The 13,657-nt window shown below is 62.9% G+C and carries 9 protein-coding genes; all 9 read left to right on the plus strand.

Annotation, left to right across the window (positions count from 1 at the left end):
* Positions 1 to 93: 93 nt before the first annotated feature.
* The 9 genes from ACLEJQ_RS04225 (at position 94) to nahK (ending at position 13,652) form a co-directional block, all read left to right on the plus strand.
* Complete coding sequence (locus tag ACLEJQ_RS04225; protein ID WP_440792472.1) at positions 94 to 1,563, plus strand: hypothetical protein; 1,470 nt, start codon at positions 94 to 96, stop codon at positions 1,561 to 1,563.
* A 296-nt stretch (positions 1,564 to 1,859) separates the two neighbouring features.
* Entirely contained in the window at positions 1,860 to 4,028 is a 2,169-nt protein-coding gene (gene nosR / locus ACLEJQ_RS04230; RefSeq protein ID WP_440792474.1) for a transcriptional regulator NosR, read from the plus strand.
* Between the two features lie 82 nt (positions 4,029 to 4,110).
* The gene (nosZ, locus tag ACLEJQ_RS04235) at positions 4,111 to 6,000 is read left to right on the plus strand and encodes a TAT-dependent nitrous-oxide reductase (RefSeq protein ID WP_440792613.1); all 1,890 of its coding nucleotides are present in this window, start codon (positions 4,111 to 4,113) and stop codon (positions 5,998 to 6,000) included.
* Between the two features lie 35 nt (positions 6,001 to 6,035).
* Entirely contained in the window at positions 6,036 to 7,343 is a 1,308-nt protein-coding gene (locus ACLEJQ_RS04240; protein ID WP_440792476.1) for a nitrous oxide reductase family maturation protein NosD, read from the plus strand.
* Positions 7,340 to 8,257: an ABC transporter ATP-binding protein gene (locus tag ACLEJQ_RS04245; RefSeq protein ID WP_440792478.1), complete on the plus strand. Its 918-nt coding sequence runs from the start codon at positions 7,340 to 7,342 to the stop codon at positions 8,255 to 8,257. Before ACLEJQ_RS04240 ends, ACLEJQ_RS04245 begins: the two co-directional genes overlap by 4 nt.
* A complete protein-coding gene (locus ACLEJQ_RS04250) occupies positions 8,254 to 9,084 on the plus strand; it encodes an ABC transporter permease (protein WP_440792480.1) in 831 nt (276 codons plus the stop codon). The genes ACLEJQ_RS04245 and ACLEJQ_RS04250 overlap by 4 nt, the downstream gene beginning before the upstream one ends.
* 30 nt (positions 9,085 to 9,114) lie before the next feature.
* Positions 9,115 to 9,615 (plus strand): nitrous oxide reductase accessory protein NosL, encoded by a 501-nt coding sequence (locus ACLEJQ_RS04255; RefSeq protein WP_440792482.1) that lies wholly within the window; start codon positions 9,115 to 9,117, stop codon positions 9,613 to 9,615.
* Between the two features lie 307 nt (positions 9,616 to 9,922).
* Complete coding sequence (gene nosP / locus ACLEJQ_RS04260) at positions 9,923 to 11,086, plus strand: nitric oxide-sensing protein NosP (protein WP_440792484.1); 1,164 nt, start codon at positions 9,923 to 9,925, stop codon at positions 11,084 to 11,086.
* Positions 11,016 to 13,652 carry a hybrid sensor histidine kinase/response regulator NahK/ErcS' gene (nahK, locus tag ACLEJQ_RS04265; RefSeq protein ID WP_440792486.1) on the plus strand — a complete coding sequence of 879 codons (2,637 nt, stop codon included), beginning with the start codon at positions 11,016 to 11,018 and terminating at the stop codon, positions 13,650 to 13,652. Before nosP ends, nahK begins: the two co-directional genes overlap by 71 nt.
* The last annotated feature ends 5 nt before the right edge of the window (positions 13,653 to 13,657 follow it).

Raw genomic sequence — 13,657 nt, forward strand, 5'->3', positions numbered from 1 at the left:
CGGCTTCATCCGTTCTCGTGCAAAAAAAATTTACTCCAGGGGCAAGAGATGAGAAAAGCTTTCCCGATTTTCTCCCTGGATACGGACTTCCCCATGCCTCGATCAAAGCTGTTCACTACTCTGTTTGTCGCGCTGCTGGGCGGCGCCGCGCTGTGGTACATGTGGATCCTGACCAGCGCCAAGCTGGAGTGGGGCGGTGCCAGTCCCGACCAGCAACAGCTGGGCACGGTGCAGGATACCCGGATGCGGGCAATGACCCAATATTGCACGGGCGTGGTCGCGACCGGGCAAGGTACCTGGCTGGTCGGGCGCCTGAATGGTGATGCGAGCCAGTTGAAACCCGCGGCCGAGGTGGTGAACCTCGATACCGTGGTCTATGGCAAGCCGAAGGCGCCGCAATCATCCGGGATTTACTCCCATTTATTCGTACCCGAGGAGGAGGAAACCTCCTTCATTTCACGCCTGGATGCTCAAGGCCAGTTCCAATTGGTGGCCCACGTCAGCGGCGCGGCTTGCCTGGTCGCCAGCCCGGACGGCGCCAGCCTGTTCCTGCTGACCGGGCTCGACCGGCCTGAAACGGCAAGCGCCGACGGCATCAACCAGACCGTGGTGCTTCGCAGCGACGACCAAGGAAAACACTGGACCTGGTTGACCAAGGGCTGGTTCGCCGAAGCCGATTATGTGGCCTGGAGCCTGAAACCGTATTTCCACAACGCGGATGAAGTCTGGGCCTGGGGACGACCGGACGTTGCGCAGGATGACAGCGGCGAAGCGACTCCAGGCGCCGTGTCCACCGGGGTCTTTTACTCAGCCGATCGTGGCATGAACAGTACTGCGATCATGGCATCCGAGTCGTTACTGGTGCCCGCTGCGTCAGTGCATGAAAAACATCCGGACATCACTCAATGGCACACCGACCGAGGCGAGCACGGGGAGGTGCAGACCAATGTCCTGCAACTGGACGCCCGGCAAGCATTCATCTGGGTGTCCCAGCGTTTTTGGGCCAGCAACCCTGACGGCGTCGGCAACCATCTTGCGTTCAACCTGACCACTCGCGCCCGACTGCAACGCGAGGAGGGGCCATGGCGAGTCGTCGAGATCCAGCGTGACGACAACCTGTACGTCTCCAGGCTGATCCAGAACGATGCCGGGAAGGTCATCGGCCTTATCGACCAGGGCAACCAGGGCCGCGACGTCGTCGCCGAACTGGATACCACTGCGCTGGCCTGGCGCACCCTGGGTGACCTGCCCAGCGTGTTTTCGCCCCTGCCATCGGCAAGCCAGGTGCGCGGGACAAACTTCTGGGTCGGGCAGAACAGCCTGCTGGTCAACACCACCAGCGCCCACCAGCCGCCGCGCTGGCTCTACTGGTGGGCGGACGTGAACATCTCGGCTGACGGGGTGTTCTACTCCAGGGACTGGGGCCAATCGTGGACACGCCTGGACATTGATGGCTACCTGGGCATCATCGGGTTCCAGCCGGACCAGGATCGGGTGTTCTGGGGCAACGGCAATTGGTACGACAACAATGATGGAGGGCTTTACTCCTATGGGTTGCGCTGAGGATCGCCGAGCTTGGAGGTCGGGACTGACCCAATCCTCTGTGGCGAGGGAGCTTGCTCCCGCTGGGCTGCGCAGCAGCCCCAAGGCCAGGCGCCTCGGTGAATCGGATAGAACGCGTTGAGTCTGCATGGAGGCGCTTCGCACCCCAGCGGGAGCGAGCTCCCTCGCCACGGGGCCTGAGTTGCTGGGGCTGATGTGGGGAACTCAGTTTTTTGCAAGTTGATTTCAATCAAGGGCCGCTGAAGGGCAGGCTCCTACCATGAGCGCCAAGTTCCTGCCTACAAGCCTTGGCGTCCATGACCCTTTCCTTTGCAATGCTGCATCCCTCCCGCTCCTGGCTCCATGGCCTGTTCGCACTCCTGCTGACATTCACCAGCCTCGCCCAGGCCAGGGACTACGGCGACATCCAGCAGCAACGCATTCATCATGTCCTGAACCGGACCGAGACGATTTCCGAGCCCGATGGGCGCTTCAAGGTGCGCACCTTGTCGGCGGAGGGCAAAGTCCTTGGGTATGTGTTCCAGAGCCTGGACGTGGTGGACATTCCCGCTTACTCGGGAAAGCCGATCAACGTCCAGGTGATTCTCGATCCGGCCGGGGTGATTCTCGATGCCTACGTGCTGGAACACCATGAGCCGATCCTGCTGATCGGCATTGCCGAAGAGAAACTCCACGCCTTCAGTGCGCGCTACAGCGGCATCCAGGTCAATCAAAGGGTCGTCGTGGGACATTCCAGCGACCCGAATGCGGTGACGGTGGACGCGATTGCCGGTGCCACCGTGACGGCGATGGTGGTCAACGAAGTGATCATGCGCGCGGCCCATGACGTCGCGGTGTCCCTGGGCCTGGTCAAGAGTGATTCAGCGGTGGCAGTGGCGCCGGCCCGGATTCGCGAAGAGGTCTATCAGGCTGCCGACTGGAGTACGCTGGTCGGCGATGGTTCGGTGCGGCGCCTGCATCTGACGCGTGGCCAGGTGGACGATTCCTTCAAAGGCACCGAGGCCGAGCAGGTCGAAGTCGCCAGCGCCGGGCAGAGGGACGATACCTTCATCGACCTGTACCTCACCCAGCTCAACCCGCCCACCGTTGGCCGCAACCTGTTGGGGGAGGCGCAATATCGCACGCTGATGGCCGCGCTCAAGCCCGGCGAGCAGGCCATCGCGGTGATGGGCAGCGGGCGCTATTCCTTCAAGGGCTCGGGGTATGTACGCGGTGGGATTTTCGACCGGGTGGTGTTGCGCCAGTTCGGCGACACCATCAGCTTCCGCGACCTGGATTTCCAGCGCCTGGATGACGTGGCCCTCGATGACATGCCGGCCTTCGATGAAATGGCGATCTTCATCATCCGCGCTTCCCATCGTTTCGATCCCGGTTCGCCCTGGAGCCTGGAACTGCTGGTGCGGCGTCAGACCGGGCCGGTGAGCGGCACCTTCAGCAGTTTCGAACTGGCCTATCAACTGCCCGAGGCCTACCTCGAACGGCCATTGCCCAGCGCCGCGCAACGGGCAGCGGCCGAAGAGGCCAGCCGGCCGCTATGGTTGACGCTGTGGTATCAGAAGAATGTCGAGATCAGCGTGCTCGGCGTAGCCCTGTTGGTCCTTACGGGCATCCTTTTTTTCCAGGACGCGCTGGCCCGCCGGCCCAGGCTCCTGCACTGGGTGCGCCGGGGTTACCTGGTGTTCACGGTGGTATTTCTTGGCGGCTATGGTTTGGCCCAGCTGTCGGTGGTTAACGTCTTGACGTTCGTCCACGCGTTGTTCGAAGGTTTTCGCTGGGAACTGTTCCTCACCGATCCGCTGATATTCATCCTTTGGGTATTCACCGCCGCCAGCATCCTGCTGTGGGGGCGTGGTGTGTTCTGCGGCTGGCTGTGTCCGTTCGGCGCGCTGCAAGAGCTGATCAACGAACTGGCGCGCAAGTTCAAGGTGCCACAGTACGAGCTGCCGTTTGCGGTTCACGAGCGCTTGTGGGCCATCAAGTACATCATCCTGCTGGCGTTGTTCGGCGTGTCCCTGGAGTCCATGGCCACCGCCGAGCGGCTGGCCGAAGTCGAGCCATTCAAGACCGCTATCACCTTGAGGTTCGACCGCCAGTGGTGGTTCGTGGCGTATGCCGCCGGCCTGCTGCTGATCAATCTGTTCACCCGCAAAGTCTATTGCCGCTATATCTGCCCGCTGGGCGCCGCCCTGGCGATGCCGACGCGCCTGCGCCTGTTCGACTGGCTCAAGCGTCGCAAGGAGTGCGGCAACCCCTGCCAGTTGTGCGCCAAGGAATGCGAGATCCAGGCGATTCATCCTGATGGCCGGATCAACGCCAACGAATGCCATTACTGCCTCGATTGCCAGATGACCTGGCACAACGAGAACAAATGCCCGCCGCTGATCAACAAGCGCAAGAAGCGCGGCAAGGCGAGTACGACCGATGGGTCATTGATTCCCGTGGTGCAGGTGCCGCCGACGCCTTGAGGCGCCCTCAGGCCTGTCCCCCTGACCGATTCATTCTTGATGGAGCATTAGCATGAACGACAAGAACAACGACACCACCGACATGGCGCCAGAACCCAGGGGCGTAAGCCGACGCAGCTTCCTCGGCACGGGCGCGGTGACTGGCGCGGTACTGGCCGGCGCCACGGCACTGGGCACCGGGACGTTCACCCGCGAATCCTGGGCCGCGGCGGCCAAGGAAGCCAAGTCCAAGATCCATGTCGCGCCCGGCGAGCTGGATGAATACTACGGTTTCTGGAGTGGCGGCCATCAGGGTGAGGTGAGGGTGCTGGGGGTGCCGTCGATGCGCGAGCTGATGCGCATTCCGGTGTTCAACGTCGACTCGGCCACCGGCTGGGGGCTGACCAACGAAAGCAAGGTGATTCTGGGGGACAGCGCCAAATACCAGAACGGCGACTGCCACCACCCGCATATTTCCATGACCGATGGCAAATACGACGGCAAGTACCTGTTCATCAATGACAAGGCCAATTCCCGGGTCGCGCGCATTCGCCTGGACATCATGAAGTGCGACAAGATCCTCACCGTGCCTAACGTGCAGGCGATCCACGGCCTGCGCCTGCAAAAGGTGCCGTACACCAAGTATGTGTTCGCCAACGCCGAGTTCGTGATCCCGCACCCCAACGACGGCCGTACCTTCGACCTGCAAGACAAGAACAGCTATACGATGTTCAACGCCATCGACGCCGAGAAAATGGAGATGGCGTTCCAGGTGATTGTCGACGGTAACCTGGACAACTCCGACGCCGACTACACCGGCAAATACGCTGCGAGCACCTGCTACAACTCGGAGAAAGCCTACGACCTGGGCGGCATGATGCGCAACGAGCGCGACTGGGTCGTGGTGTTCAACATCCCGCGGATCGAAGCGGCGATCAAGGCCGGCAAGTTCATTACCCTGGAAGGCTCCAAGGTGCCGGTGGTCGATGGTCGTAAAACCGACGGCAAGGACTCCGAATTCACTCGCTACATTCCCGTGCCGAAGAACCCCCACGGGTGCAATACCTCCTCCGACGGCAAATATTTCATCGCCAATGGCAAGCTGTCGCCCACCGTTTCGATGATCGCCATCGACCGACTGGATGACCTGTTCGCCGGGCGCTACAAGGACCCGCGCGAGGTGATCGTCGCTGAACCGGAGCTGGGCCTGGGCCCGCTGCACACCACCTTCGACGGACGCGGCAATGCCTACACCACGCTGTTCATCGACAGCCAGGTGGTGAAGTGGAACATGGACGAAGCCATCCGCGCCTACAAAGGTGAGAAGGTCAACTACATCAAGCAGAAGCTCGACGTGCAGTATCAGCCCGGGCATAACCACGCGTCCTTGACCGAGACCAGCGAGGCCGATGGCAAGTGGCTGGTGGTGCTGTGCAAATTCTCCAAGGACCGCTTCCTGCCCACCGGGCCGCTGCACCCGGAGAACGACCAACTGATCGACATTTCCGGTGAAGAGATGAAACTGGTGCACGACGGCCCGGCGTTTGCCGAACCCCACGATTGCATCCTCGCCCGACGGGACCAGATCAAGACTCAGAAAATCTGGAACCGCAACGACCCGTTCTTCGCCCCAACCGTGGAGCGAGCCAAGAAGGACGGCATCAATCTGGAGACAGACAACAAGGTCATCCGCGACGGTAACAAGGTGCGGGTGTACATGACCTCCATGGCGCCGGCCTATGGCCTGACCGAGTTCACCGTCAAGCAGGGCAACGAGGTGACGGTCACCATCACCAACATCGACCAGATCGAGGACGTGTCTCACGGTTTCGTCATGACCAACCATGGCGTGAGCATGGAAATCAGCCCGCAACAGACTTCGTCCATCACCTTCATTGCCGACAAGCCCGGCCTGCACTGGTACTACTGCAGCTGGTTCTGCCACGCCCTTCACATGGAAATGGTCGGGCGCATGCTGGTTGAAAAAGCCTGAGCCGGCGGATCTGGGAGACTGCAATGACCGGGGACATGCGACGACTTGCAAGCGACGCTCGGCAACCGGTCATTGCGCTGGTGCTCTGGCTGCTCTCGGGCGGCGTGTTCAGCGCGCCACAGTCGATCACCGATCTGCCTTTGCAGGCCGACGGGGAGCGGCACTGGCGCTTGCCTGCCGGTCAGTACCAGGGCGCGTTCAGCATCGATCAACCCATGACCCTCACCTGTGAACCGGGCGCGGTATTGCGGGGGCAGGGCGAGGGTAATGGCCTGACTATCCGTGCACCGGATGTCCAGGTCCAGGGCTGTACCTTCCTGGATTGGGGCCATGACCTGACGGCCATGAACGCCGCGGTGTTCATCCAGCCGGGCGCCCATGGCGCCGTGGTTCGCTCGAACCGGATGCAGGGCCAGGGTTTTGGCATCTGGGTCGATGGTACGCGAGACGTGAGCCTGGTCGACAACCGCATCCAGGGCGACCCGAGTCTGCGCTCCCAGGACCGCGGCAACGGCATCCACTTGTATGCGGTGCATGGCGCCCGAGTCATTGGCAATCAGGTACGCGACACCCGCGACGGTATCTACATCGACACTTCCAACGGCAACCTGCTTCAGGGCAACACCCTGGAGGACCTGCGCTACGGCGTGCATTACATGTTCGCCAACGATAACCGGCTGCTGGACAACGTCACCCGGCGCACCCGCACCGGCTACGCGTTGATGCAAAGCCGCCAGCTGACGGTGATCGGCAATCGCTCCGAACAGGACCAGAACTACGGGATCCTGATGAACTACATCACTTACTCGACCTTGCAGGGCAACTTCGTCAGCGATGTACGCGACGGGACGACCGGCGACACCATGATCACCGGTGCCGAAGGCAAGGCGCTGTTCATCTACAACTCGCTGTTCAACCGCATCGAAGGCAATCATTTCGAGCGCAGCGCCGTGGGCATTCACCTGACCGCCGGCTCGGAGGACAACCGCATCGCCGGCAATGCCTTCGTCCATAACCAGCGCCAGGTCAAATACGTCGCCACGCGGCTCCAGGAATGGTCCGCCGAGGGGCGTGGCAATTACTGGAGCGATTACCTGGGATGGGATCGCAACGGCGACGGGCTCGGCGACGTGGCCTATGAACCCAATGACAACGTCGACCGGCTGCTCTGGCTCTACCCACAGGTGCGGCTGCTGATGAACAGCCCGGGGATCGAACTGCTGCGCTGGGTGCAGCGGGCGTTCCCGGTGATCAAGTCGCCCGGGGTGATGGACAGCCATCCGCTGATGGAAACACCGCTGCGTACCCCGCAAAGCAACACTGCCCAGGAGGACGCGTCTTGAACGTCGTCGAGATCGAAGGCGTCAGCCAGTACTATGGCGATGTCGCCGTGCTGCGTGACCTGAACCTGAACCTGGCCCAGGGCGAAGTGCTCGGCCTGTTCGGGCACAACGGGGCCGGCAAGACCACTACCATGAAACTGATCCTCGGCCTGCTGCGCGCCAGCGCGGGGCAGGTGCGGGTCTTCGGTCGCGATCCCGGCGACCCGGATGTGCGGCAATTGCTCGGCTATCTGCCGGAGAACGTGATGTTCTACCCGCAATTGAGCGGGCTCGAGACCCTGCGTCATTTCGCCCGGCTCAAGGGCGCAGCGCCGGAACAGGTCGAGCGGCTGCTGGAAGAAGTGGGGCTGACGGACGCGGCCCGGCGCCGCGTGCGCACCTACTCCAAGGGCATGCGCCAACGCCTGGGCCTGGCCCAGGCGCTGCTCGGCCAGCCGCGACTGTTGCTGCTGGATGAGCCCACCGTGGGCCTGGACCCCATCGCCACCCAGGATCTGTACCAGTTGCTCGATCGCCTGCGTTGGCAGGGCACCAGCATCATTCTCTGCTCCCATGTGCTGCCGGGTGTCGAGGCGCACATCAACCGCGCCGCGATCCTGACCCGTGGGCGCCTGTTGGCCCTGGGCAGCCTGGCCCGCTTGCGTCAGGAGGCCGGCCTGCCGACGCTGATCCGCGCTTCGGGGCTGTCCCGCGCCGATCACCTGCAACAGCACTGGCGCAGCGAAGGGCATGTGATCCAGGGCTGGGGGCGCGAGGGTTTGCAGGTGTCTGCGCCGGACGGCAGCAAACTGGCCTTGCTGCGCCAGTTGCTGGCCCAGGACGACCCGACGGATGTCGAGATCAAGCCGCCGTCTCTGGAAGATCTGTATCGCCATTACATGGTCCGCGCAGAAGCGGAGGAGGGAGTGCGATGAGCCCGATCTGGAACATGGCGCGCAAGGAATTGAGCGATGGCCTGCGCAATCGTTGGCTGTTGGCGATCAGTCTGCTGTTCGCGGCCCTGGCCATCGGCATTGCCTGGCTTGGCGCGGCGGCTTCCGGTCAGCTGGGCTTTACCTCGGTGCCGGCAACGGTGGCCAGTCTGTCGAGCCTGGCGACCTTCCTGATGCCACTGATTGCCTTGCTTCTGGCCTATGACGCCATCGTCGGCGAGGACGAGAGTGGCACCTTGCTGCTGTTGCTGACCTATCCGCAGGGACGCGGCCAACTGCTGCTGGGCAAGTTTGTCGGTCACGGCCTGATCCTGACCCTGGCGACGGTCATAGGCTTTGGCTGCGCGATGCTCGCCATCGCCTTGCTGGTGGACGATGTCGAGCTGAGCCTGCTGCTCTGGGCCTTTGGCCGCTTCATGTTGTCCAGCACCCTGCTGGGCTGGGTTTTCCTCGGATTGGCCTATGTGCTGAGCAGCCTTGCGGCGGAGAAATCCACCGCGGCCGGGCTGGCATTGGGCGTCTGGTTTTTCTTCGTGCTGGTGTTCGACCTGGTGCTGCTGGCGCTGCTGGTGCTCAGCGAGGGCCGGTTCAAGCCTGACCTGTTGCCCTGGCTGCTGCTGTTGAACCCGACCGACGTGTACCGGTTGATCAATCTGTCGGGTTTCGATTCCGCCTCCAGCGGCGCTGCGGTGTTGACACTGGGCAGCGACCTGCCGGTGTCCGGGCGTTGGCTCTGGCTATGCCTGGGCGTGTGGCTGGCCGTCCCGTTGTGGTTGGCCTATCGGCTGTTCAGTCGCCGGTGCCCATGAGTTTCTGATCTTGATAAGGAGCAAGCGATGATGAGCAGGTTGTTTTGGGCGGCCCGGCTGTTGATCTGCCTGACGCTGGTGGCGTGCGGCAAGGCTGAACCGCCGTCGGCCAGCGAGGCGGCGCCGGCATTCCATTCCAGTGATGAGTGCCACGTCTGCGGCATGGTCATCACCGACTTTCCCGGACCCAAGGGCGCGGCGGTCGGGGCGGGAGGCGTGAAGAAGTTTTGCTCGCCAGCGGAAATGCTCGGCTGGTGGTTGCAACCGGAGAATCATCGGGCTGACGTCAAGCTGTACGTCCACGACATGGGCCGCAGCCATTGGAATACCCCCGACGATGCTCACCTGATCGATGCCCGGACGGCCTGGTTCGTCGTCGGCTCCGGCCTCAAGGGCGCCATGGGTGTCGTCCTGGCCTCGTTCGCCGACGCCCAGGCCGCGCAGAAGCTCGCCAATGACACGGGCGGTCGCGTGCTGCGCTTGGAAGATATCGACCAGAAGCTGCTGGGGCAGGCGACGATGAACCATTGATTCACAACCGCATTGCCCCTGTGGCGAGGGAGCTTGCTCCCGCTGGGCTGCGCAGCAGCCCCAAGGCCAGGCGCCTCGGTGGATCAGATAGAACGCGTTGAGTCTGCATGGGGGCGCTGCGCCCGAGACGTCGGACCGTCCCAGCGGGAGCAAGCTCCCTCGCCACAGGGGCGGCCGGGGCGACATTAATGTTGACTGCCCCTTTCTCCTCCCATGGAAGCGTCCACCCACTACCCAAGTAGCATTCGTGTGCCCGGTGCGGCTTCGTACACTCAAGGCTCCGATCACGCATACGCCGGAGGCGAGGATGCAGCAGGCCCAGAGCGAAGGTGTGGTGAGCGCCATGTCCCAGGCGACGGATGTCCAGCAGGTGGCCCAGGAACTGGCGCGGCAGTTGTTGCACCCGTACCTGGGCTTCGTGCTGTTTTTCTGTTCCGCCGAATACGACTTGCCGGCCCTCGGCCTGGCGCTGTCCCAGGGCTTCGGCGGGATTCGCCTGGTGGGCTGCACCAGTGCCGGTGAAATCACCGCTCAGGGTTATGGCCGCAACTGTGTGACGGCGGTGGGCTTCGACCATCGACACTTTTCTATCGCCGCCGAGCTGATCGGCGAAATGGAACACTTCAGCCTGATCGACGCCCAGCAAATGGTCGAACGGCTGGCCAGCGGCTGTCGCAGCAATGCCCTGGCACCCATCAAGGGCCACAGCTTTGCGCTGACCCTGCTCGACGGCCTGTCCAGTCGTGAAGAAATGGTCCTGGCGGCCCTGAGCGCAGCGCTCGGCGACATCCCGCATTTTGGCGGATCGGCCGGCGACGACAATCGTCTGACCCACACCCATGTGTACTTCGAAGGGCAGTTCCACAGCGGCGCGGCGGTGGTGGTGCTGATCAACACCTGGCTGGCCTTCGAAGTGTTTACCGCCCACCACATTCTGCCGCGACAGGAAAAACTGGTGGTGACCGGCGCCGACGCTGCCTTGCGGCGGGTCTATGAACTCAACGCCGAGCCCGCCGCCGAAGAATATGCCCGGCACATCGGTGTGCCGGTGAGTGCGCTGGATTACCGGGTGTTCGCCGCCCATCCGTTGGCCGTGCGGATCAATGACCAGTACTACGTGCGGGCCATCCAGCAGGTGCACCCGGACCTGAGCCTGAGTTTCTACTGCGCAGTGGAGAACGGCATCGTCCTCACGGCGATGACCCCCGGCCCCTTGCTGCAGAACCTGCAGGCTCTCTTCGACGGCTTGCAAGCCCGCCTCGGTGACCTGCTGCTGACCATCGGCTGCGACTGCTTCCTCAGGCGCCTGGAGCTGGAAGGCCGTGGCGGCCTGGAGCAGATCGGCCAGGTCTTGCGTGAACATCGGGTGATGGGGTTCAACACCTATGGAGAACAGTTCAATGGCATGCACATCAACCAGACCTTCACCGGAGTTGCCATTGCCCGCCATCGCGTCCCCGGCCATCGCTGAGCTGCAAGCACAGATTGCCAGCCTGCAAGACGAAAACCGCAAGTTGCGTCGCATCAATGCGGCGTTGATCGAGCGGGTGGAATCCGGCGTGACCCGGGGCAACGATCCGTATGCAGCGTTCCAGCATTCGGTGGTGTTGGCCGAACAGGTACGTGAGCGCACCGATGCCCTGAACCAGGCCATGGCCGAGCTCAAGGCCGGCAACCATCTGCTGGGCGAGGCGCGGCTGCGGGCCGAAACCGCCCACCGGCATTTGATCGACGCCATCGAGAGCATTTCCGATGCGTTCGTGCTGTTCGACGCGCAGCAACGCATCGTCCTGTTCAACAGCCGCTTCAAGGCGTTCTGGGCCCACAGTCGGGTGCGGATCATCGCCGGCATGCGGCTCTCCGAGGTCAAGCGCCTGATGACCGCCAATGGCCTGTTCAACGAAGAACCCAGGGGGCAGGCCGACGAGCATGTGCTGTATCGCTTGCAGAACGGTCGCTGGCTGCAAGTCAGCGAACGGCCAACCCAGGAAGGTGGCCGGGTGATCCTGTTCACCGACATCACAGACGTCAAACTCAGCGAAACCGTGCGTCGCGAGCAGGCCATCGCGCAGAAGTCGCACCTGCTGCAACGGGCGGTGGACAACCTTTCCCAAGGCGTGGCGATGGTCAGCGCCCAGGGTGTGCTGGAGTTGTGGAACCGCCGCTTCCTCGAACTCAGCGGGCTGGCACCGGTGGCTGCCCATCGGCCGTTCAACGAGGTGATCGGTGACAGCGAGCTCCAACTGCTGACGCCCGCCAGTCGGGACAGCAACGGTCGGTTGATCCACGAATGCGAACAACGCCTGTCCGATGGCCGGGTTCTGGAAATCCGTACGCATCCGCTGCCCACCGGCGGCTACGTTAACACCTTCACCGACATCACCGAGCGTTACCAGCACGCCGAGGCCTTGAGCGAAAGCGAGCGCTGGATCCGCCTGATCACCGACCATGTGCCGGCCCTGATCGCCTATCTCAATGCCGACCTGGTGTATGAGTTCACCAATAAGGTCTATGAGCAATGGTATTGCTGGCCGCGTGGGGTGATGCTCGGCCAGAGTCTGCGTGAGGCTCACAGCGAGCAGCACTACCAGCGACTTGAGGCCTACGTGGCCAGGGCGCTGGCCGGGGAGAGCGTGACGTTCGAATTCGCCGAGACCAACATCAACAACCAGGAGCGCTACATGTTGCGCTCCTACGTGCCTAACCGCTTGGCCAATGGTGAGGTGGTGGGGATCTTCGTGCTGATCCGCGACATTACCGAGCGCCGCCGTACCGCCGAAGCGCTGCATCAGGCCTATCAGAACCTGGAACAGCGCGTCCAGGAACGCACCGCCGAATTGACCACCCTCAACGATCAGTTGCTACGCGAAATCGATGAGCGCAGTCGGGCGGAATTGCGCCTGCGCGAGGCCAAGCGAGAGGCGGAGCGGGCTAACCTGTCGAAAACCAAGTTCCTCGCCGCGGTCAGCCATGACCTGCTGCAACCGCTCAATGCCGCACGCTTGTTCACCAGTGCGCTGCTGGAACGCCGCGAGCCGGTGGCGAACGCGCAGCTGGTGCGCAACGTCAGCAATTCGCTGCAGGACGTCGAGAACCTGCTGGGCACGCTGGTGGACATTTCCAAGCTCGATGCTGGGGTGATCAAGGCCGATGTCGCGCCATTCGCGCTCAGCGAGCTGCTCGACAACCTGGCGGCCGAGTATGTCCAGGTCGCCCGCAGCGAAGGGCTGGAGCTACGCTTTGTCGGTTGTTCGGTGCTGGTGCGCAGCGACATGCAGTTGCTGGCGCGGATCCTGCGCAACTTGCTGAGCAATGCGATTCGCTACACCCCCAGTGGCCGGGTGGTACTGGGTTGTCGGCGCCATCGCCAGCAGGTGTCGATCCAGGTCTGGGACAGCGGCATCGGCATCGCCGAAGAACGCCTGGAGGAAATCTTCCAGGAGTTCAAGCGCGGCGATGTGCAGCGTCCGGACCAGGATCGCGGGCTGGGCCTGGGGCTGGCGATTGTCGAGAAGATCGCCGGAATCCTCGGGCATCGCATCCAGGTGCGCTCCTGGCCGGGCAAGGGCTCGATGTTCGCCATCGACGTTCCCCTGAGCGCCACCGCGCCCAAGCCGTCGGTATGCCTGGACATGAGCGAGCCGATGCTGGAGCGCCTGCGTGGAGCTCGGGTCTGGGTGCTGGATAACGACGCGGCGATCTGCGCCGGCATGCGCACGTTGCTGGAAGGGTGGGGCTGCCGCGTGGTGACGGCGCTGTCGGAACAGGATCTGGCGCGCCAGGTGGACGACTACCGCGCCGAGGCCGACCTGCTGATCGCCGACTATCACCTGGACCACGACCAGAACGGCGTGGACGCCGTGGCCCGGATCAATGCCCGGCGGGTCGCGCCGATCCCGGCCATGATGATCACCGCCAATTACAGCAACGAACTCAAGCAGCAGATCCGCGAACGCGGCCATACCCTGATGCACAAGCCGGTGCGGCCGATGAAATTGAAGATTGCGATGAGTCATTTGTTGGGCGGGCACCACTGAGCCAC

The organism is Pseudomonas sp. SMV71 (assembly GCF_052042015.1).
Classification (GTDB): Bacteria; Pseudomonadota; Gammaproteobacteria; order Pseudomonadales; family Pseudomonadaceae; genus Aquipseudomonas.